The following is a 21,653-nucleotide window of genomic DNA, read 5'->3' on the forward strand; positions in this document are numbered from 1 at the left end:
TGATGTCCTCCCCCAGCCTCAGAGCTTGATCTCGATGTTCACGTCCGCCGGCAGGTCGAGACGCATGAGCGAGTCGACCGCCTTCGGCGTGGGATCGATGATGTCGATGAGCCGCTTGTGCGTGCGCATCTCAAAGTGCTCGCGGCTGTCCTTGTACTTGTGAGGCGAACGGATAACGCAGAACACGTTCTTCTCCGTCGGCAACGGCACCGGGCCCACGACCGTCGCACCAGCGCGTGTCACCGTGTCGACGATCTTGCGCGCCGAGCTGTCGATGACCTCGTGGTCGTAGGACTTGAGCCGGATGCGGATCTTCTGTCCCGCCATGGCGTCGTCTGACTCTTTCTCTCGAACTGTCCGACCCCCGCGCTCGGGCGTGTCGCTCTGGGCGACAACCTCTTGCGCTGCACCACTGTGTGGTACGGGGCCGTTGGAAATGTGAACCGCTGCTGCTCGTGAGCACTGCGTGCCCGACGATGCCCAGCTGATCACAACGTCTTCTCACCTGTGTGGAACCGGGGTCCCGTGGCGCCTCGATCTGTCGAAGAACAGAGAGCTCAACACACGGCAACGGCCCTCCTCTGGGAGGACCCGCGGTTCAACACACTGTTCGACTTGAGAATGAGCGCGCCCGTAACAGGCAACTTGACTAGTCTGCCACGGCGAGGTGGAAAAGCCAACCCGCGCCGGGTTGTGACCTGCGCCGCCCCTCTGCCGGCACGGCCGGCAGCTCCGCGGCGTCGACGGCCCCGGCAGGCACAGAAGGCACCGGCGGGGAACGGAGGTGCCCGCCTGTCGGCAGCCGGTCGGGTACGAGGTACCACCAGGCACCTCCCCCGCCCCCAGACGCACGGAGACCCGGCAGCCACGAGGGCTGCCGGGTCTCCGGACGAGCTAGCTGGTCAGCTAGGCACTAGATCACTTGAGGATCTTGGTGACCTGGCCCGATCCAACGGTGCGGCCACCCTCACGGATAGCGAAGCCGAGGCCCTCTTCCATGGCGATCGGCTGGATGAGCTCGACCGTCATCTCGGTGTTGTCACCAGGCATGACCATCTCGGTGCCCTCGGGCAGCGTGATGACGCCGGTGACGTCCGTGGTGCGGAAGTAGAACTGCGGACGGTAGTTCGAGTAGAACGGGTTGTGACGCCCGCCCTCGTCCTTCGCAAGGATGTAGACGCGAGCCTCGAACTCGGTGTGCGGCGTGATGGAGCCGGGCTTGACCACGACCTGGCCACGCTCGACGTCCTCGCGCTTGATGCCGCGGAGGAGGAGACCGGTGTTGTCGCCGGCCTGTGCCTCGTCCATGGACTTGTGGAACGTCTCGATGCCGGTGACGGTCGTCTTCTGCGCGGGGCGGATTCCGACGATCTCGACCTCAGAGTTGAGCGCGAGCGCTCCACGGTCGACCTTGCCGGTGACGACGGTTCCACGACCGGTGATCGTGAAGACGTCCTCGATCGGCATGAGGAAGGGCTTGTCGAGGTCGCGGACGGGGTCCGGGACGTTCTCGTCGACAGCTTCCATCAGGTCCTCGACGGACTTGACCCACTCAGCGTCGCCCTCGAGAGCCTTGAGGCCCGAAACGCGCATGACCGGGGCGTTGTCGCCGTCGAAGCCCTGAGCGGAGAGGAGCTCACGCACCTCCATCTCGACGAGCTCGAGGATCTCTTCGTCCTCGACCATGTCAGCCTTGTTCAGCGCGACCAGCAGGTAGGGGACACCGACCTGGCGGGCGAGCAGAACGTGCTCACGGGTCTGAGCCATCGGGCCGTCGGTCGCCGCGACCACGAGGATCGCGCCGTCCATCTGAGCAGCACCGGTGATCATGTTCTTGATGTAGTCAGCGTGACCGGGAGCGTCGACGTGCGCGTAGTGGCGCTTGCCCGTCTCGTACTCGATGTGCGCGATGTTGATCGTGATACCGCGCTGCTTCTCTTCCGGTGCCTTGTCGATCTCGTCGAACTTGAACTCAGGGTTCACGTCCGGGAACTTGTCGTGCAGCACCTTGGAGATCGCCGCCGTCAGCGTCGTCTTGCCGTGGTCAACGTGACCGATGGTTCCGATGTTGACGTGCGGTTTGGTCCGCTCGAACTTGGCCTTCGCCACTGGGGTCCTCCTGGGACTTGGGTAGTCGTGCCGAACGATGCAGATACTAGCTCGTTTCAGCGGTGTATCTGCGGGGCGTGCGGGTCGCTACAGGTTGATGGTGGTGATACTGCGGTTCGACCTGTGGGGACTCACTCGCCCCGGGTCTTCTTGATGATCTCTTCGGCAACGTTCCGAGGAACCTCGGAGTAGCTGTCGAACTGCATCGAGTACACGGCACGACCCTGGGTCTTCGACCGAAGGTCACCGATGTACCCGAACATCTCTGACAACGGCACCTGGGCCCGGATGACCTTGACGCCTGTCGCGTCCTCCATCGACTGGATCATCCCGCGACGCGAGTTGATGTCGCCGATGACGTCACCCATGTACTCCTCAGGAGTACGGACCTCAACTGCCATGACCGGCTCAAGGATAACCGGGTCAGCCCGCTTGACGCCCTCCTTGAGGACCATCGAGCCGGCAATCTTGAACGCCATCTCCGAGGAGTCGACGTCGTGGTACGCGCCGTCGATGACGGTGGCCTTGACACCCACGAGCGGGAAGCCTGCGAGGACACCCTGGCTCATCGCCGCCTGGATACCGGCGTCGATGCTGGGGATGTACTCGCGAGGGATACGACCACCCGTGACAGCGTTGACGAACTGGTACAGCTCGCCCTCGGCGGTCTCGAGGGGCTCGAAGGTGACCTGCACCTTGGCGAACTGACCCGATCCACCGGTCTGCTTCTTGTGCGTGTAGTCGATCTTCTCCGCCGTGCGGCGGATCGTCTCGCGGTAGGCCACCTGCGGCTTGCCGACGTTGGCCTCGACGTTGAATTCGCGACGCATACGGTCGACGAGGATGTCGAGGTGGAGCTCGCCCATGCCGCCGATGACGGTCTGGCCGGTCTCGTCGTCCAGCTTGACGCGGAACGTCGGGTCCTCTTCGGCGAGCTTCTGGATGGCGACCGAGAGCTTCTCCTGGTCGGCCTTCGTCTTCGGCTCGATGGCCACGTCGATGACGGGCTCGGGGAAGGTCATGGACTCGAGGACGACAGGGTTCGCGACGTCGGTGAGCGTGTCACCCGTCGTGGTGTCCTTGAGGCCGATGACCGCGTAGATGTGACCCGCGCTCGCCGAGGGCACAGGGTTCTCCTTGTTGGAGTACATCTGGAAGATCTTGCCCAGGCGCTCCTTCTTCCCCTTGGAGGAGTTGAGGAGCTGTGCGCCGGGGTCGACCTTGCCCGAGTAGACGCGGATGTACGTCAGCTTGCCGAAGAACGGGTGAGCCGCGACCTTGAAGGCGAGAGCCGCGAAGGGCTCCGTGGCGTCCGGGTGGCGCTCGATGACCTTCTCGAAGTCACGCACGTCGTGGGCGTCGATCGCCGGCACGTCGAGGGGCGACGGGAGGTAGTCGATGACGGCGTCGAGCATGGGCTGGACGCCCTTGTTCTTGAACGCCGAGCCGCAGAGGACCGGGAAGGCCTCGCCGGCGACGGTGAGCGCACGGATCGCGGTCTTGATCTCGGGGATCGTGACCTCTTCGCCGCCGAGGTACTTCTCGAGGAGCTCTTCGCTCGACTCGGCGACGTCCTCGATGAGCTGGGCACGGTACTGCTGTGCCTTCTCGAGGAGGTCGGCCGGGATCTCCTCGGTCGTGTACGCCTCGCCCATCTTGGTCTCACCGCGCCACATGAGGGCCTTCATCTCGAGCAGGTCCACCACGCCGGTGAACTCGCTCTCGGACCCGATGGGCAGCTGGATGACCAGCGGCTTCGCCTTGAGGCGGTTGATGATGGTGTCGACGGTGAAGTAGAAGTCCGCGCCGAGCTTGTCCATCTTGTTGACGAAGCAGATGCGGGGGACGTTGTACTTGTCGGCCTGGCGCCAGACGGTCTCGGACTGGGGCTCGACGCCCTCCTTGCCGTCGAAGACGGCGACAGCGCCGTCGAGGACGCGGAGCGAGCGCTCGACCTCGACCGTGAAGTCGACGTGTCCGGGCGTGTCGATGATGTTGATCTGGTTCTTGTTCCAGAAGCAGGTCACGGCCGCGGACGTGATGGTGATGCCGCGCTCCTTCTCCTGCTCCATCCAGTCAGTCGTCGATGCGCCGTCGTGGGTCTCACCGATCTTGTAGTTGACCCCGGTGTAGAACAGGATCCGCTCGGTGGTCGTCGTCTTGCCAGCATCGATGTGGGCCATGATGCCGATGTTGCGGACCTTGTTCAGGTCGGTGAGCACGTCCTGTGCCACGGTTTACCTCTTACTGATGGGGGACGGAGCGAGACAAGAGACTGCCGGCCCCGCGAGGGAGGGCAGCGGATGGCCCGGTGCCCCGAGGGAGTCCCTCGGGGCACCGGTGCGCCATTACCAGCGGTAGTGCGCGAAGGCCTTGTTGGACTCGGCCATCTTGTGGATGTCCTCACGGCGCTTGACAGCGGCACCGAGGCCGTTGCTCGCGTCGAGGATCTCGTTCATGAGGCGCTCGGTCATCGTCTTCTCGCGACGGGCGCGGGAGTAGTCGGTGAGCCAGCGCAGGGCGAGCGTCGTGGCACGCGCGGGGCGGACCTCGACGGGGACCTGGTAGGTCGCTCCACCGACACGGCGCGAGCGCACCTCGAGGGCGGGGCGGACGTTCTCGAGCGCACGCTTGAGAACGACGACGGGGTCACCCGCGGTCTTCTCGCGCACACCTTCGAGGGCACCGTAGACGATCGCCTCAGCGGTCGACTTCTTGCCGTCGAGGAGAACCTTGTTGATCAGCTGCGTGACGACCGGCGATCCGTAGACCGGGTCGATGACGAGTGGCCGCTTCGGGGCCGGACCCTTACGAGGCATCTCAGCTCTTCTCCTTCTTCGCGCCATAACGGCTGCGAGCCTGCTTGCGGTTCTTGACACCCTGGGTGTCGAGTGCGCCGCGGATGACCTTGTAGCGAACACCGGGGAGGTCCTTCACACGACCGCCGCGGACGAGCACGATCGAGTGCTCCTGGAGGTTGTGGCCGACACCGGGGATGTAGGCGGTGACCTCGACGCCGGAGGAGAGCTTCACGCGGGCAACCTTGCGGAGCGCGGAGTTCGGCTTCTTCGGGGTCGTGGTGTAGACGCGGGTGCACACACCGCGTCGCTGGGGCGAGCCCTTGAGGGCGGGGGTCTTGGACTTCGAGACCTTTGATGTCCGCCCCTTGCGGACGAGCTGCTGAATCGTGGGCACTGCGTCTCCGTGTCTACTCGAGCCCACCGAGATGATCTCGGTGCTGGCTGTGGCATGCGTTGCTGGTCTGTGTCCGCGCTGGGTGCACGAGGGCACCGCAGCTTCAGCTGCACTACGCCACGTACCACCGGCTCGATGGTCCAGAGCGACGCCAGGCGCCGATCCGGAAAAGCCCGCCGCATCGTCTGGCCGTCGTGGTCCGGTCGTGTCGACCGGCGATCCCTGGCCTCCACCCGTCGAGCCAGAGCAGCAGGCTGCTCGGCGATCAGCGGAGGACGTCTGGGACGCACGATGGCCCGAGAGCACGGGCACGGTGCTCAACACTACCCGGCGGAACCCAGGAGGTCAATGTCGCTGGCCAGGGTCCCACGAGCAGCCGTGGAGCGGCTGGGGGCGCTCTCCCAGAGCCCTGGTCCAGGAGCTCGCGAAGCGCTGGGGATGGCGCTCCTCCGCGCGCCTCTCCCCCGCCGAGGACTCTCCGGAAGCCGTGCGCGGAGCCCTCCTGAGCGCGCCCCTCTCCCCCTCTGACGGCCGAGCAGCACCGCTCCCCGACAGCACAGCAGGGCGGCTCCCAGAGGAGCCGCCCTGCTGTGTCAGGCGGTCGAGATCAGATCTCGGTCAGCGGAAGTCCGGACCGAAGTCGATGTCCTCGAGCGGGATGGCCTCGCCCGAGCCCATGCCGAGCGCGGGGAAGTCGATCTCGTCGTACCCGAAGCTCGGGTACAGCTCGGCCTTCGCCTCTTCGGTCGGCTCGACGGTGACCTCGTGGTAGCGGGGCAGGCCCGTACCGGCGGGGATGAGCTTTCCGAGGATGACGTTCTCCTTGAGGCCCAGCAGCGGGTCGCGGCGACCGCTCATGGCGGCCTCCGTGAGCACGCGGGTGGTCTCCTGGAAGGACGCCGCAGACAGCCACGAGTCGGTCGCGAGCGACGCCTTCGTGATGCCCATGAGCTCAGGACGACCCGAGGCCGGCTGACCACCCTCGGCGACAGCCTGGCGGTTGGCGTTCTCGAAGCGGCCACGCTCGGCGAGCTCGCCGGGCAGCAGGATCGAGTCACCCGAGTCGAGCACGGTCACGCGACGCAGCATCTGCCGGACGATGACCTCGATGTGCTTGTCGTGGATGTCGACACCCTGCGAGCCGTAGACCTCCTGGACCTCGTCCACCAGGTGCTTCTGGGTGGCACGCGGTCCGAGGATGCGCAGGACCTTCTTCGGGTCGACAGCACCCTGGACGAGCTGGGTGCCGACGACGACGTCCTGTCCGTCCTCGACCAGCAGGCGCGAACGCTTCGTGACCGGGTACGCGATCTCCTCGGAGCCGTCCTCGGGGGTGAGGACGATCCGACGGGTCCGCTCGGAGTCGTCGATCGTGATCTTGCCGGAGTACTCCGCGATCGGGGCCTCACCCTTGGGGGTGCGGGCCTCGAAGAGCTCGGTGACACGGGGCAGACCCTGCGTGATGTCGTCGGCCGACGCCACACCACCGGTGTGGAAGGTACGCATGGTCAGCTGCGTACCGGGCTCACCGATCGACTGGGCCGCGATGATGCCGACGGCCTCGCCGATGTCCACGAGCTTGCCGGTCGCGAGCGAACGGCCGTAGCAGCGGGCGCAGGTACCGACGTGCGACTCACAGGTGAGCACGGAGCGCACCTTGAGGGTCGTGACGCCCGCAGCGAGCAGCGCGTCGATGAGGACGTCTCCGACGTCGTCGCCTGACTTGCCGAGCACCTTGCCGTCGACCTCGACCGAGGCGGCCAGGGTGCGCGAGTAGATGCTCTGCTCGACCTTGGCGTGGCGCACGAGACGACCGTCACCGAGGTCTTCGCCCACGGGGAGCGTGAGACCGCGCTCGGTCCCGCAGTCGTCCTCGCGGACGATGACGTCCTGCGAGACGTCGACGAGACGACGGGTCAGGTAGCCCGAGTCTGCTGTGCGCAGAGCCGTGTCGGCCAGACCCTTACGAGCACCGTGCGTGGCGATGAAGTACTCGAGGACCGAGAGGCCCTCACGGTAGTTGGACTTGATCGGGCGAGGGATGATCTCACCCTTCGGGTTCGCCACGAGACCACGCATACCGGCGATCTGACGGACCTGCATCCAGTTACCACGAGCACCCGAGCCGACCATCCTGTAGACGGTGTTGCGAGCAGGGAAGTTCTCCTGCATCGCCTTCGCGACCTTGTCGGTGGCCTGGGTCCAGATCTCGATGAGCTCCTGGCGGCGCTCGTCGTCGGTGATCAGACCCTTGTCGAACTGCTGCTGCACCTTGAGGGCACGAGCCTCGTGCGCCTCGAGGATGGCGGCCTTCTCGGCCTTCGGCGTCGCGACGTCGGAGATCGAGATGGTGATGCCCGAGCGGGTCGCCCAGCGGAAGCCGGCAGCCTTGAGAGCGTCGAGCGACTCGGCGACCTCGACCTTGGGGTAGGTCTCGGCCAGCTCGTTGACGATCTGCGACAGGCGCTTCTTGTCCACGACCGAGTTCACGTACGGGTACGTGACAGGGAGCAGCTCGTTGAAGAGCGCGCGACCCAGGGTGGTGGTGAAGAGGAGCGGCTCGCCCTCGACCCAGCCCTCGGGAGCCTCGAAGCCGGAGACCGGCGGGACGAGACCCTCCATGCGGATCGTGACGACGGCGTTGAGGTCCAGGCTGCCCTGGTCGAAGGCCATGACGGCCTCGGACACGGAGCTGAACGCGCGGCCCTCGCCGATCGGGTCGACCTTGTCGCTCGTCAGGTGGTACAGACCGATGATCATGTCCTGCGAGGGCATGGTGACCGGGCGACCGTCAGACGGCTTGAGGATGTTGTTGCTCGAGAGCATGAGGATGCGCGCCTCGGCCTGGGCCTCGGCGGACAGCGGCAGGTGGACAGCCATCTGGTCACCGTCGAAGTCGGCGTTGAACGCCGCGCAGACGAGCGGGTGCAGGTGGATGGCCTTGCCCTCGACGAGCTGAGGCTCGAAGGCCTGGATACCCAGACGGTGCAGCGTGGGTGCACGGTTGAGCAGCACGGGGTGCTCGGTGATGACCTCTTCGAGGACGTCCCACACCGCGGACTTCGCGCGCTCGACCATGCGCTTGGCGCTCTTGATGTTCTGCGCGTGGTTGAGGTCGACGAGACGCTTCATGACGAAGGGCTTGAAGAGCTCGAGCGCCATCTGCTTCGGCAGGCCGCACTGGTGCAGCTTGAGCTGAGGACCAACCACGATGACCGAACGGCCCGAGTAGTCCACGCGCTTGCCGAGGAGGTTCTGGCGGAATCGACCCTGCTTGCCCTTGAGCATGTCGGAGATCGACTTGAGCGGGCGGTTGCCCGGTCCGGTGACCGGACGTCCACGACGGCCGTTGTCGAACAGCGAGTCGACAGCCTCCTGGAGCATGCGCTTCTCGTTGTTGACGATGATCTCGGGTGCACCGAGGTCGAGGAGGCGCTTCAGGCGGTTGTTGCGGTTGATCACGCGGCGGTACAGGTCGTTGAGGTCGGACGTCGCGAAACGTCCACCGTCGAGCTGAACCATCGGGCGGAGGTCCGGCGGGATGACCGGGACGGCGTCCAGGACCATGCCCGTGGGCGAGTTGGTCGTGGTGAGGAACGCGTTGACGACCTTGAGGCGCTTGAGGGCGCGGGTCTTCTTCTGGCCCTTGCCGGAGCGGATGATCTCGCGCAGCGAGGTCGCCTCGGCGTCGAGGTCGAAGTCCTGGAGCCGCTTCTGGATCGCGGCGGCCCCCATCGAACCCTCGAAGTAGTTGCCGTACCGGTCCTGGAGGGCGCGGTAGAGCATCTCGTCGCCCTCGAGGTCGGCGACCTTGAGGTTCTTGAACTTGTCCCAGACCTGCTCGAGGCGCTCGAGCTCGGCGTCAGCGCGCTTGCGCAGCTGAGCCATCTCGCGCTCGGCCGAGTCGCGCACCTTGCGGCGAGCGTCGGCGCGGGCGCCCTCGGCCTCGAGCTCGGCGAGGTCGGCCTCGAGACGGCGTGCGCGCGTCTCGATGTCGTTGTCGCGGCGGTCGGTGATCTCCTTCTTCTCCAGGTCGATCTCGTTCTGGAGGTTCGGGAGGTCTTCCTGGCGGCCGTCGACGTCGACCGACGTCACCATGTACGCGGCGAAGTAGATGACCTTCTCGAGGTCCTTCGGCGCGAGGTCGAGCAGGTAGCCGAGGCGGGACGGCACACCCTTGAAGAACCAGATGTGGGTGACGGGCGCGGCGAGCTCGATGTGGCCCATGCGCTCACGACGCACCTTCGAGCGCGTCACCTCGACGCCGCAGCGCTCACAGATGATGCCCTTGAAGCGCACGCGCTTGTACTTGCCGCAGTAGCACTCCCAGTCCCGGGTCGGGCCGAAGATCTTCTCGCAGAAGAGTCCGTCCTTCTCGGGCTTGAGGGTGCGGTAGTTGATGGTCTCAGGCTTCTTGACCTCGCCATGCGACCAGGTGCGGATGTCGTCTGCCGTGGCCAGTCCGATACGCAGCTCGTCGAAGACATTGACGTCGAGCAAGGTGGTCCTACTTCCTTCGTCTGCCGGCCTGGTCGGGATGTGTCCCGTCACCGGCGCGGTGGAGGTGCTACAGGGTGTCGGATGGGGCGGGGGTGGAGGTCCCAGCAGGGACTACGCACCCCCGCCCGTCACCGAGATCAGATCTCGTCGATGCTCGCTGCTGCGTTGGGGCGACGCGACAGGTCGATACCGAGCTCTTCAGCGGCGCGGTACACGTCGTCGTCGGACTCGCGCATCTCGATCGAGGTGCCGTCGCTCGAGAGCACCTCGACGTTCAGGCACAGCGACTGCATCTCCTTGAGGAGGACCTTGAAGGACTCCGGGATGCCCGAGTCGGGGATGTTCTCGCCCTTGACGATCGCCTCGTAGACCTTGACACGGCCCGGGACGTCGTCCGACTTGATGGTCAGGAGCTCCTGCAGGGTGTACGCAGCTCCGTACGCCTCGAGGGCCCAGACCTCCATCTCACCGAAGCGCTGGCCACCGAACTGTGCCTTACCACCGAGCGGCTGCTGGGTGATCATCGAGTACGGACCCGTCGAGCGCGCGTGGATCTTGTCGTCCACCAGGTGGTGGAGCTTCAAGATGTACATGTAGCCGACAGCCACGGCCTCGGGGAACGGCTCGCCGGAGCGGCCGTCGAAGAGGCGTGCCTTGCCGTCGGGCTGCACCATGCGTGCGCCGTCGCGGTTCGGGAGGGTGCTCTGGAGCAGACCCGAGAGGGCGTTCTCCTGGAGACCGTCGAAGACCGGCGTCGCCACGGGGTTACGAGGCTCGGACGTCGCTGCGACCGCGGGGACGTTCTCCTTCCAGGAGAGGTCACCTTCTGTCGCGAGTGCGATGTCCCAGCCCTGTGCGGCGATCCACCCGAGGTGGACCTCGAGCACCTGACCGACGTTCATACGTCCCGGGACACCCATCGGGTTGAGGACGATGTCGACGGCCGTGCCGTCCTCGAGGAACGGCATGTCCTCGATCGGGAGGATCGTCGAGATGACGCCCTTGTTCCCGTGACGGCCAGCGAGCTTGTCACCCGCGGTGATCTTGCGTCGCTGGGCGATGTAGACGCGGACCAGCTCGTTGACCCCGGCGGGCAGCTCGTCGCCGTCCTCACGGTTGAACGTGCGGACCTCGATGACCGTGCCGGACTCACCGTGAGGCACCTTGAGAGACGTGTCGCGGACCTCGCGGGCCTTCTCGCCGAAGATGGCGCGCAGCAGGCGCTCCTCCGGGGTGAGCTCGGTCTCGCCCTTGGGCGTGACCTTGCCGACGAGCACGTCGCCCGAGCTGACTTCGGCGCCGATGCGGATGATGCCGCGCTCGTCGAGGTCGGCCAGGACGTCCTCGGAGACGTTCGGGATGTCCCGGGTGATCTCCTCAGGGCCGAGCTTCGTGTCGCGGGCGTCGACCTCGTGCTCCTCGATGTGGATCGAGGAGAGGATGTCGTCCTGGACCAGACGCTGGCTGAGGATGATCGCGTCCTCGTAGTTGTGGCCCTCCCACGACATGAACGCCACGAGCAGGTTGCGGCCGAGCGCGAGCTCGCCCTCGTCCGTCGCGGGTCCGTCGGCGAGCACAGAGCCGACCTCGACGCGGGCACCCTCGTCGACCAGCACGCGCTGGTTGTAGGAGGTCCCCTGGTTCGAGCGGCGGAACTTCGCGGCGCGGTAGCTCGTGGTGGTCGCGTCGTCGTTGGCGACGACGATGAGGTCTGCGGAGACCTCGGTGACCACACCGGGCTTGGTGGCGACGATGACGTCACCGGCGTCGATCGCAGCACGACGCTCCATGCCGGTACCCACGAAGGGGGCCTCCGAGCGGACCAGCGGGACAGCCTGGCGCTGCATGTTGGCACCCATGAGGGCGCGGTTGGCGTCGTCGTGCTCGAGGAACGGGATCAGGGCCGTCGCGACCGACACCATCTGGCGCGGGGAGACGTCCATGTAGTCCACGTTCGAGCCGAGGACGTCGTCGGTCTCTCCACCCTTGAGGCGGACCAGGACGCGCTCCTGACGGAACGAGCCGTCCTCGTTGAGCTCCGTGTTCGCCTGGGCGATGACGTAGCGGTCCTCGTCGTCGGCCGTGAGGTACACGACGTCGTCGGAGACCTTGCCGTTCTCGACCTTGCGGTACGGCGTCTCGATGAAGCCGAAGGGGTTGATCCGACCGAAGGACGCGAGCGAGCCGATGAGGCCGATGTTCGGGCCCTCAGGGGTCTCGATCGGGCACATGCGGCCGTAGTGCGACGGGTGGACGTCACGGACCTCCATGCCGGCGCGGTCGCGGGACAGACCACCCGGGCCCAGCGCGGACAGACGACGCTTGTGCGTCAGCCCGGCGAGGGGGTTGTTCTGGTCCATGAACTGCGAGAGCTGGGAGGTCCCGAAGAACTCCTTGATCGACGCCACGACGGGGCGGATGTTGATCAGGGTCTGCGGGGCGATCGCCTCGACGTCCTGCGTCGTCATGCGCTCGCGCACGACACGCTCCATCCGGGACAGGCCGGTACGGACCTGGTTCTGGATGAGCTCGCCGACGGCGCGGATACGACGGTTGCCGAAGTGGTCGATGTCGTCGGTCTCGACGCGGACCTCGACGGCCTCGCCGTTCTTGACGCCGTCGAGGGTCGTGACGTCGGCGTGCAGGGCCGCGAGGTACTTGATCGTCTTGACGATGTCGGTGACGGTCAGGACCGAGTCGGCCAGGGGCGCGTCGATGCCGAGCTTCTTGTTCACCTTGTAGCGGCCGACCTTCGCGAGGTCGTAGCGCTTGGAGTTGAAGTAGAAGTTCTCGAGGAGCGAGCGACCGGCCTCGACCGTGGGCGGCTCGCCCGGACGGATCTTGCGGTAGAGGTCGACGAGCGCCTCTTCCTCGGTCGTGACGTTGTCCTTCTCGAGGGTGTCGAGGATCGAGGGGAAGGCCGCGAACTCCTCGCGGATCTCCGACTCGGTCATGCCGAGGGCCTTGAGCAGGACGGTGACGGACTGCTTGCGCTTCCGGTCGACGCGGACGCCGACGGCGTCGCGCTTGTCGATCTCGAACTCGAGCCACGCACCACGCTGCGGGATGATCTTCGCGGAGAAGATGTCCTTGTCGCTGGTCTTGTCGGCGGCACGCTCGAAGTACACGCCGGGCGAACGGACGAGCTGCGAGACGACGACGCGCTCGGTGCCGTTGATGATGAAGGTGCCGCGCTCGGTCATCAGGGGGAAGTCACCCATGAAGACCGTCTGGCTCTTGATCTCGCCGGTGTTGTAGTTGAAGAACTCCGCCGTGACGAACAGCGGCGCCGCGTAGGTGAAGTCCTTCTCCTTGCACTCCTCGGCCGTGTGCTTCGGGGGCTCGAAGCGGTGGTTGGAGAACGAGAGAGACATCGAGGAGCCGAAGTCCTCGATCGGTGAGATCTCCTCGAAGATCTCTTCCAGGCCTGAGGTCTCCGGCACGTCCTGGGTCCCGAGCTTCATGGCTGCCGCAACACGCGCGCGCCACTTCTCGTTGCCCAGGAGCCAGTCGAAGCTGTCGGTCTGGAGGCCGAGGAGGTCAGGGACCTCGAGCGGCTCAAAAATCTTGGCGAAGGAGACGCGCCGAGATGCGGTGCGGTTCGCGATTGCGTCGGCGGACGGAGCAGAAGGGGTGCGCGAGGCAGCCAAGAGGGGTCCTTCCCTGCGGATCGAGTGCACGCTGTTGCGCTTGTGAGCCTGGTCGTCCACCCTTGTGGTGTCATCGACACCTGGGTCCCTGTCACAGCCGTGGTTTCACGGCAGCCCCGGGGGCTCACGGATCCTCAGGTCAGATGCCGAGACGGGCTCGGAGCTCTCTCCGAGGGTCGCGGACCGTTCCAGTCGGTTCCATGAGTGGCTTCGCAGGCACACGCCAGCGCAAAGCGATAGCATAGCCGACCGGGCCAAGTACATGCAACCCGGTCGGGGCGCGCGCAGGATGGCCGGCTGGATGACCGGCGGACCGGTCCCGGCTGCGCGCGAGCGTGGACGACAAGAGTCGACCCCGCAGTCGCCCGGACCGTCGCTCTCGCGCGGCAGCCCGGAGCCCGGAGTCCCCCTGCGAGAGGTGCGGACCGACAGAGCCGGTCCTGACGTCGGGCAGACGAGAAGGCCCGCACCCCTCGAGGGGGTGCGGGCCTTCTCGCACGATGTGGTCCGCGCAGACGCCAGGCGTCTACGCGGCCCGAGCCCGGAGGCTCAGATCACTTGAGGGTGACCGTCGCGCCGGCGCCCTCGAGGGCAGCCTTTGCCTTCTCGGCGGTCTCCTTGTTGGCGGCCTCGAGGACCGGCTTCGGAGCACCGTCGACGAGGTCCTTGGCCTCCTTGAGACCGAGGCTCGTGAGGGCACGCACCTCCTTGATGACCTGGATCTTCTTGTCGCCAGCAGCCTCGAGGATGACGTCGAACTCGTCCTTCTCCTCCTCGGCCTCGGCGGCAGCAGCAGCCGGGCCAGCAACGGCGACAGCGGCCGGAGCAGCTGCGGTGACCTCGAAGGTCTCCTCGAATGCCTTCACGAACTCAGAGAGCTCGATGAGGGTGAGTTCCTTGAAAGCTCCGATGAGCTCTTCGGTGGTGAGCTTCGCCATGGTCGGCGTCCTTCCTAGTTGTCCTGCGTGAAGCAGAGGGTGATGTGTGTGCGTGGCCTGCGTCGTCCCGGAGGGGAAGACTCAGGCAGCGCTTTCCTGCGAAGCCTGCTTCTCGCGCAGGGCGTCGATGGTGCGCACAGCCTGTGAAGCGGGGGCCGTGAACAGGTAGGCCGCCTGGAAGAGCGAAGCCTTGAATGCGCCCGCGGCCTTGGCCAGGAGCACCTCGCGGGACTCGAGGTCCGCGAGCTTGTTGATGTCCTCAGCGGTCAGCGGGCGTCCGTCGAGGACTCCTGCCTTGATGACCAGCTGGGGGTTCGCCTTGGCGAAGTCACGCAGACCCTTGGCAGCCTCGACCGGGTCACCGGAGACGAAGGCGATTGCCGACGGACCAGCGAGGTCGGCGTCGAGTCCCTCGACACCGGCTTCCTTGGCCGCGATGGCGGTCAGCGTGTTCTTCACCACGGCGTAGGTTGCGTTGCCGCTGAGCGACCGACGCAGCTGCTTGAGCTGCGCGACGGTGAGCCCGCGGTACTCGGTCAGCACTGCAGCGTTGGACTCGCGGAACAGGTCCGTGAGCTCTGCGACTGCGGCTGCCTTGTCCGGCCTCGCCATGGCAATCCTTCCGATGGTGGTGCCGCACGTCTCGCCGGGAATCCGGCTCCCGCCCCGGACACAAAAAGAGCCCCGCGCAGGCGCGGGGCTCACAAGTTCTGGACCAGGTCCGACTCGATCACACTCACCTGCGCTGGCCTCCGTCTGCGACGGAACTTCGATCGGCATGTCCGCGAACGGGCACGACCGACGACCTGCGGTCTTGGGTACGAATGAATACTACATGCTCTCTGGAGTGCTCTCGACCATCCTCGGGCGCCAGTCCCCCGCTGTGCGGCTGGGCGGCCCGACCGCGTGGCGGCCTGACAGCGTGGCGGCGTGGCGTCGTGACGGCCGGACGGCTGGGCGACCGGGCGACCGGGCGGCGGGCAGAGGGACCGCGAGGCGGCGTCTCCGCGTGGCCGGGAACGCCGACGAGGCCGGACCCCCGAGCGGGGATCCGGCCTCGTCGTCGTGCGCAGGAGAAGAGGCTCAGGCCTCGTCTTCTCCGAGCAGCTTTGTCGTCTTCGACTGGTCCACGGGGATGCCGGGGCCCATCGTCGTCGTGAGCGTCGCCTTCGAGATGTAGCGGCCCTTGGAAGCGGACGGCTTCAGACGGAGGACCTCTTCGATCGCAGCCGCGTAGTTCTCCACGAGGGCTTCCTCGGAGAACGACACCTTGCCGATGATGAAGTGGAGGTTCGAGTGCTTGTCGACTCGGAACTCGATCTTTCCGCCCTTGATCTCCGAGACAGCCTTCGCGACGTCCATGGTCACGGTGCCCGTCTTGGGGTTCGGCATGAGGCCACGGGGTCCGAGGACCTTTCCGAGGCGGCCGACCTTGCCCATGAGGTCAGGGGTGGCGACAGCAGAGTCGAAGTCGGTGAAACCGGCTGCGACCTGGTCGATGAGCTCGTCGCCACCGACGACGTCGGCGCCGGCTGCGCGAGCCTGCTCGGCGCGCTCACCCGTGGCGAAGACCAGGACACGAGCGGTCTTGCCGGTGCCGTGCGGGAGGATGACGGTGCCACGGACCATCTGGTCGGCCTTGCGAGGGTCGACGCCGAGACGGAAGGCGACCTCGACGGTCGCGTCCCACTTGGTCACCGAGGTGTCCTTCGCGAGGCGGACGGCCTCGAGGGGGGTGTAGAGGTTGTCGCGGTCGATCTTCTCGGCCGCAGTGCGATATGCCTTGCTGCGCGTTGCCATCTGCTGGTTCTCCTAGCTGCAGTCGTGGTCTACGGGTCCGCGCGGACCCTGCCACTGGCCGCCGGCTGAGCCGGCGGTCGATGAAAGATGAGGGAGAAGGCTTCTCAGCCTTCGACCTTGATGCCCATGGAGCGGGCGGTGCCGGCGATGATCTTCGACGCTGCGTCGATGTCGTTGGCGTTGAGGTCTTCGAGCTTGGTGGTGGCGATGTCACGGACCTGTGCGGACGTGAGGGTCGCGACCTTGACCGTGTGCGGGGTGGGCGAGCCCTTGTCCACGCCAGCGGCCTTCTTGATCAGCTCTGCTGCCGGCGGCGTCTTCGTGATGAAGGTGAAGGAACGGTCTTCGTAGACCGTGATCTCCACGGGCACCACGTTGCCGCGCTGCGACTCGGTGGCCGCGTTGTAGGCCTTGCAGAACTCCATGATGTTGACGCCGTGCTGTCCGAGCGCGGGGCCGATCGGGGGTGCCGGTGTGGCAGCACCGGCCTGGATCTGGAGCTTGATCAGCCCAGATACCTTCTTCTTGGGAGGCATATCGGGTCCTTCGTGTCTTCTGACTCAGTTGTTGACGGGAGCCTGGGTGGCACACGTCCCTCGCCGGACGGCTCAGATCTTGGCGACCTGGCTGAACGACAGCTCGACCGGGGTCTCCCGGCCGAAGATCGAGACCAGCACCTTGAGCTTCTGGCCCTCGGCGTTGATCTCGGAGATCGTGGCAGGCAGCGTGTCGAAAGGTCCGTCCGTGACGGTGACCGACTCGCCGACGGTGAAGTCGACCTCGATCGCCGGGGCGGAACCGCTGCCCTTGGCGCCGGCCTCTGCCTTGGGGGCGATGAGGGGCGCGAGCATCCCGAAGACCTCGTTCTGGGTCAGCGGGACGGGCTGGTGGGTGTGACCGACGAAGCCGGTGACACCGGGCGTGTGGCGCACGGCGCCCCACGACTCGTCGGTGAGGTCCATGCGGACGAGGACGTAACCGGGGATCCGGACGCGGCGGACGATCTTCTTCTGCGCGTTCTTGATCTCGGTGACCTCTTCCATCGGCACCTCGATCTGGAAGATGTAGTCCTCCATGTTGAGGCTCTGGATGCGGTTCTCGAGGTTCGCCTTCACGCGGTTCTCGTAGCCGGCGTAGGAGTGGATGACGTACCAGTCGCCGGGCTTGCCGCGCAGCTCGCGCTTGAAGGCCTCGACGGGGTCTTCGTCCTCGTCGTCGACAGCCGCCTCGGCGTCGGACGCGGACTCGTCGACCGAGGACTCCTCGGCGATCTCGTCGTCGGCTGCCTCGGTCAGCTCCTCGGTCGAGGTCGCGTCGTCCTCGACGGACTCCTCGGTCGGCTGGTCGTCGAGCTCGGTGACCGCGACGTCCGCGTCGGCGCTCTCAGCGTCGCCCGCGACGGCGTCGACGATCTCCTCCGTCGGTTCGAACGACTCCTGAGACACGTGTCAACCTGCTTTCTACTGACGATCCGAGATGGGCCCGGACTACTACCTGATGGACGTGCGACGCGCGGTCACTCGAGAGCACCGCGCGTCATGTTCTGGACCGCCCGCTGTCGCGCGACGGTCGCTCGGCCTAGCCGAAGATCCAGAAGACGCCCTTGTTGATGACGTAGTCGAGCGCGAGCACGAAGGCCATGCAGACGAGCACGAAGACGATCACGACGAGCGTGTAGTTCCAGAGCTCAGACCGCGTGGGGGTGACGACCTTCTTGAGCTCGGCGACCACCTGGCGGACGAAGAGAGCGATGCGAGCGAAGATGTTCGCCTTGGCGGGCGCACCCTTCGGGCTCTTCTTCTCGCCACCGACACCGGCGCTCTCAGCGCTGGCTGCTCCGGCTGCGGAATCGCTCACTGGTTCATCCCTACGTCGTGGCTTGCCTGTTCACGTGCCCATGACCCATCTCCTCGAATCAGACGAGGATGTGCCCAGGCCCGGTCGACGACCGACGAGGACACCAAGCAGGGCAGACAGGACTCGAACCTGCAACCTGCGGTTTTGGAGACCGCTGCGCTACCAATTGCGCCACTACCCTTCGACGGACTGCTCACCCTGCCTGCCGCACCGGACCGACCCGTGAGGGTCGGAGGCACGCCCGATCAGGATGGACGTCATCCACCGAATGAATACTGTACGCGACGCAGGCGCTGGGGTCTAACCAGGTCGGCGGATGGCCCTCCGACAGGCCGTCCGAGGGCCATCCGACGGGCCGTGCGAGCGCGCCGTCCTCCGGACGGAGGACCCCCAGGTCGACCGCTCCGACTCTGGTGCGCAGACCGTCACCAGACCAGGCTCGAGGCATGACCACCAGCATGCACTCACGCACGACCTCACCGGCGATCGAGGTCGTGGGACTCCACAAGCGCTACGGCTCCCACGCTGCCGTCGACGGTCTCGACCTGCGCGTCGAGCACGGCGAGACCGTCGCGATCCTGGGCCCCAACGGCGCCGGGAAGACGACCACCGTCGAGATCCTCGAGGGCTTCCGGCGGCCTGATGCGGGGACCGTGCGCGTGCTCGGCACAGACCCCGCGCACGCCGGTCGGCAGTGGCGGGACCGCATCGGCGTGGTGCTCCAGGACTCCCGGGACCAGGCCGAGCTCACGGTCCGGGAGATGGTCCGGCACTTCGCCGGCTACTACTCGGCGCCCCGCGACCCTGACGCGGTGGTCGAGGCCGTCGGGCTCGCCGCCAAGGCCGGGGCGCGGGCCCGTTCGCTCTCGGGCGGCCAGCGCCGCAGGCTCGACATCGCCCTGGGGATCGTGGGGTCCCCCGAGCTGTTGTTCCTCGACGAGCCCACGACAGGCTTCGACCCCGAGGCACGTCGTTCGTTCTGGGAGCTGGTGCGCTCTCTGCGGGGTGACGGCACGACAGTCGTGCTGACCACCCACTATCTCGACGAGGCCGCGGCACTCGCCGACCGCGTGGTCGTGGTGACCGCGGGCCGCGTCGCCGCCGAGGGCACACCCACCTCCCTCGGCGGGCCCGAGGCCCGTCGGCCTGTCGTGCACTGGACCCAGGACGGTGCCGCCCGGAGCGAACGGACTGCCCGGCCGACAGCCCTCGTGGCTGAGCTGGCCGCCAGCCTGGCCCTCGACGACGGAGAGGTCCCCGGGCTGAGGATCGAGACGCCGACCCTCGAAGACGTCTACCTCGACCTCGTCTCCGCGGGCCGCACCGCCAGCGGGCCCTCGGCGGCTGCGCCCGGACGACACCCAGACACCCATGACCTGACGACGACGGAGACGGCACGATGACCGCAGCGACGCACGGCACAGGGACGCACGGCCCAGGGACGCACCACCCAGGCACGACGCGGACGTCGACCCGGCGGCTCCCCGGGATCGTCGCGCTCGGCGTGAGCCGCACCCGGCTCGAGCTGGTGTCGTTCTTCCGAGAGCGCGACGCCGTCGTGTTCATCTTCGCGTACCCGATCCTCATGCTCGCGATCTTCGCGAGCGTCTTCGGTCAGGACGGCGCGACGGCAGGGGGCTCGGGCGAGGACGCCGTGAGCTTCGCCCAGTACTTCCTCCCCGGGATGATCGCGACGGGGATGATGCTCACGAGCTTCCAGGCGCTCGCCACGTCGCTCGCGGTCGAGCGCGACGACGGCTCTCTCAAGCGCCTGCGGACCACTCCCCTGCCACCCGTCGCGTTCTTCCTCGGGAAGATCGGTCAGGTCCTGGTCGTCTCGCTCGCGCAGACCATCCTGCTCGTCGCTGCCGGGGCGGTGCTGTTCGGTATCGAGGTGCCCGGCTCCCTCGACGCCTGGGTCACCTTCGCCTGGGTGTTCGTGCTCGGGACGGCCGTCGGCACGGTGTGCGGCATCGCGTTCTCCTCGGTCCCGCGCTCTGGCAGGTCGGTGACAGCAGTCGTCCTGCCCGTCGTGCTGGTCCTGCAGTTCACCTCCGGGGTGTTCTTCGTGTTCTCCGACCTGCCCACGTGGATGCAGAGGTTCGCGGAGGTCTTCCCGCTCAAGTGGATGGCGCAGGGCATGCGCTCGGTGTTCCTCCCCGACAGCGCCCAGGCGGCCGAGGTGTCCGGGTCCTGGCAGCACGGGCCGACAGCCGTCATCCTGGTGGCATGGTTGATCCTCGGGCTCGTCGTGTGCGTGCGCACCTTCCGCTGGCGCCGTCGTGACGACGGCTGAGCCGACGGGCCTCACAGCCGACGACGCGATCGACGCCGACGCACGCAGCTGGGCACGGGTCTTGAGGTTCTGGCACCTCGCCTTCTACCTGCTCGTGGGGTTCACCGTCGCGGGGATCCTGGTGAGCGACGACAGGGTCCTGGGCCGCAGCGGTCCCTCGCTCGTCGCCCTCGGCGTGCTCGTCCTGGCCTACGCGACCTTCGGCCAGCGGGCTGCGGTCCGGAGCCTGCACCACGGCCCCGACGCCGCGGTGTGGGCCTACCTCCTGGTGCTCTTCGTGGTCACCTGCGTCGTGACGTCCCTCGACCCGCTGGGCACCATGCTGCTGTTCGTGGCGTACTCGCAGGTCTGGCTGCTCACACCGAGCATCCGCGTCGGGGCGTGGCTGAGCGCGCTCCTCGCCCTCGTGAGCACCCTCGCGCTGCTGTTCAGGCTCCGAGACGTCGACGCGGCCTCGTGGGCGACCGTGTTCCAGATGGCGCTCGGCCTCGCCTTCAGCATGCTCATGGGCCTGTGGCTGCACTGGATCTTGCGGCAAGGGGCCCAGCGGGCCGAGCTGCTCCGGTCGCTGCAGGAGGCCCAGGCCGAGCTGGGCCGCACCCAGCACGCCGCGGGCGTGGTCGCCGAGCGCGAGCGCGTCGCGCGCGAGATCCACGACACGCTCGCCCAGGGCTTCACGAGCGTGGTCATGCTCGCCCAGACCGCCGCCGCCGAGGCGCAGCACGGGGAGACCGGCCAGGTGCTGCGCCACCTCGACCTGATCGAGCGCACGGCGCGGGACAACCTCGCCGAGGCACGGGCCCTCGTCTCGGCGTCCTCCCCAGCGCCCCTCGACGCGTCGACGCTGCCGGAGGCCCTGGCACGGCTCGGAGCACGGCTCACCGAGGAGACCGGGATCGAGGTCAGCACGGTGTGCACGGGGAGCGACGTGCTCTCCTCGCCGGTCGAGGTCGCGCTGCTGCGGACGGTCCAGGAGGCGCTGTCCAACGTCCGCAGGCACTCGGGTGCTGCCCGGGTGCAGGTCAGCCTCGAGATCGGCCCCACGGACGCCGTGGTCACCGTGACGGACGACGGGACCGGCCGCGACGACCCCGCCGTGGAAGGATTCGGGCTGCGCGGCATGCGTGAGCGCGTGAGAGCCCTAGGAGGACAGGTGCAGGTCGAAGACTGCGGACCGGAGATCGGCGACGCGTCCACCGTGCCGGAGCACGTCGCAGCCGGACGTGGGATTCCGCAGGTCGCAGCGGGCCGCGGGACCCGGCTCGTCGCGCGCGTCCCGAGGATCCTCGCGTGAGCACCGCGTCAGGG

At 67.0% G+C, this 21,653-nt stretch carries 16 protein-coding genes and 1 tRNA gene; 3 read left to right on the forward strand and 14 right to left on the reverse strand.

Translation table 11 applies throughout. The annotated features are described in order from the left end of the window. Positions 1-18: 18 nt before the first annotated feature. The 14 genes from rpsJ to SANBI_RS14565 all read right to left on the reverse strand — a co-directional run bounded on the left by rpsJ (position 19) and on the right by SANBI_RS14565 (position 18,230). Positions 19-327, reverse strand: a complete 309-nt coding sequence (gene rpsJ / locus SANBI_RS14500; RefSeq protein ID WP_012867945.1) for a 30S ribosomal protein S10 — start codon at positions 325-327, stop codon at positions 19-21. Positions 328-918: 591 nt separating this feature from the next. After that, positions 919-2,109, reverse strand: a complete 1,191-nt coding sequence (gene tuf / locus SANBI_RS14505; RefSeq protein ID WP_056128674.1) for an elongation factor Tu — start codon at positions 2,107-2,109, stop codon at positions 919-921. Between the two features lie 131 nt (positions 2,110-2,240). Continuing rightward, entirely contained in the window at positions 2,241-4,343 is a 2,103-nt protein-coding gene (fusA, locus tag SANBI_RS14510) for an elongation factor G (RefSeq protein ID WP_319156275.1), read from the reverse strand. A gap of 114 nt (positions 4,344-4,457) precedes the next feature. After that, complete coding sequence (gene rpsG, locus SANBI_RS14515) at positions 4,458-4,928, reverse strand: 30S ribosomal protein S7 (RefSeq protein WP_012867950.1); 471 nt, start codon at positions 4,926-4,928, stop codon at positions 4,458-4,460. Position 4,929: 1 nt separating this feature from the next. After that, on the reverse strand, positions 4,930-5,304 hold the full coding sequence (gene rpsL, locus SANBI_RS14520; protein ID WP_012867951.1) for a 30S ribosomal protein S12: 375 nt from the start codon (positions 5,302-5,304) through the stop codon (positions 4,930-4,932). A gap of 618 nt (positions 5,305-5,922) precedes the next feature. After that, positions 5,923-9,804, reverse strand: a complete 3,882-nt coding sequence (locus SANBI_RS14525; protein WP_056128657.1) for a DNA-directed RNA polymerase subunit beta' — start codon at positions 9,802-9,804, stop codon at positions 5,923-5,925. A gap of 137 nt (positions 9,805-9,941) precedes the next feature. Then, the gene (rpoB, locus tag SANBI_RS14530; RefSeq protein ID WP_319156279.1) at positions 9,942-13,454 is read right to left on the reverse strand and encodes a DNA-directed RNA polymerase subunit beta; all 3,513 of its coding nucleotides are present in this window, start codon (positions 13,452-13,454) and stop codon (positions 9,942-9,944) included. 554 nt (positions 13,455-14,008) lie between these two features. Next, positions 14,009-14,392: a 50S ribosomal protein L7/L12 gene (gene rplL, locus SANBI_RS14535; protein WP_056128654.1), complete on the reverse strand. Its 384-nt coding sequence runs from the start codon at positions 14,390-14,392 to the stop codon at positions 14,009-14,011. An 81-nt stretch (positions 14,393-14,473) separates the two neighbouring features. Then, positions 14,474-15,004: a 50S ribosomal protein L10 gene (gene rplJ, locus SANBI_RS14540; protein WP_012867955.1), complete on the reverse strand. Its 531-nt coding sequence runs from the start codon at positions 15,002-15,004 to the stop codon at positions 14,474-14,476. A gap of 471 nt (positions 15,005-15,475) precedes the next feature. After that, positions 15,476-16,192 carry a 50S ribosomal protein L1 gene (gene rplA / locus SANBI_RS14545; protein ID WP_319156282.1) on the reverse strand — a complete coding sequence of 239 codons (717 nt, stop codon included), beginning with the start codon at positions 16,190-16,192 and terminating at the stop codon, positions 15,476-15,478. 104 nt (positions 16,193-16,296) lie between these two features. Continuing rightward, positions 16,297-16,728, reverse strand: coding sequence for a 50S ribosomal protein L11 (gene rplK, locus SANBI_RS14550; protein WP_056128648.1), 432 nt, complete (start codon positions 16,726-16,728; stop codon positions 16,297-16,299). A 72-nt stretch (positions 16,729-16,800) separates the two neighbouring features. Next, the gene (nusG, locus tag SANBI_RS14555) at positions 16,801-17,637 is read right to left on the reverse strand and encodes a transcription termination/antitermination protein NusG (RefSeq protein WP_319156284.1); all 837 of its coding nucleotides are present in this window, start codon (positions 17,635-17,637) and stop codon (positions 16,801-16,803) included. Positions 17,638-17,770: 133 nt separating this feature from the next. Beyond that, positions 17,771-18,049, reverse strand: a complete 279-nt coding sequence (gene secE / locus SANBI_RS14560; protein WP_179912129.1) for a preprotein translocase subunit SecE — start codon at positions 18,047-18,049, stop codon at positions 17,771-17,773. Positions 18,050-18,157: 108 nt separating this feature from the next. Next, positions 18,158-18,230: transfer RNA gene (locus SANBI_RS14565), tRNA-Trp, on the reverse strand. A gap of 265 nt (positions 18,231-18,495) precedes the next feature. On the opposite strand from SANBI_RS14565, the gene SANBI_RS14570 reads away from it, so the two are divergent. Genes SANBI_RS14570 through SANBI_RS14580 form a run of 3 tightly spaced genes read left to right on the forward strand, consistent with a single transcriptional unit; the run spans position 18,496 to position 21,639 of the window. Continuing rightward, the gene (locus SANBI_RS14570; RefSeq protein ID WP_319156287.1) at positions 18,496-19,452 is read left to right on the forward strand and encodes an ABC transporter ATP-binding protein; all 957 of its coding nucleotides are present in this window, start codon (positions 18,496-18,498) and stop codon (positions 19,450-19,452) included. Further along, positions 19,449-20,345, forward strand: coding sequence for an ABC transporter permease (locus tag SANBI_RS14575; RefSeq protein WP_319156289.1), 897 nt, complete (start codon positions 19,449-19,451; stop codon positions 20,343-20,345). Before SANBI_RS14570 ends, SANBI_RS14575 begins: the two co-directional genes overlap by 4 nt. After that, complete coding sequence (locus SANBI_RS14580; RefSeq protein WP_319156291.1) at positions 20,332-21,639, forward strand: sensor histidine kinase; 1,308 nt, start codon at positions 20,332-20,334, stop codon at positions 21,637-21,639. The genes SANBI_RS14575 and SANBI_RS14580 overlap by 14 nt, the downstream gene beginning before the upstream one ends. Positions 21,640-21,653 lie beyond the last annotated feature (14 nt).

It is taken from the genome of Sanguibacter biliveldensis (assembly GCF_033798665.1).
Lineage (GTDB): Bacteria > Actinomycetota > Actinomycetes > Actinomycetales > Cellulomonadaceae > Sanguibacter > Sanguibacter inulinus.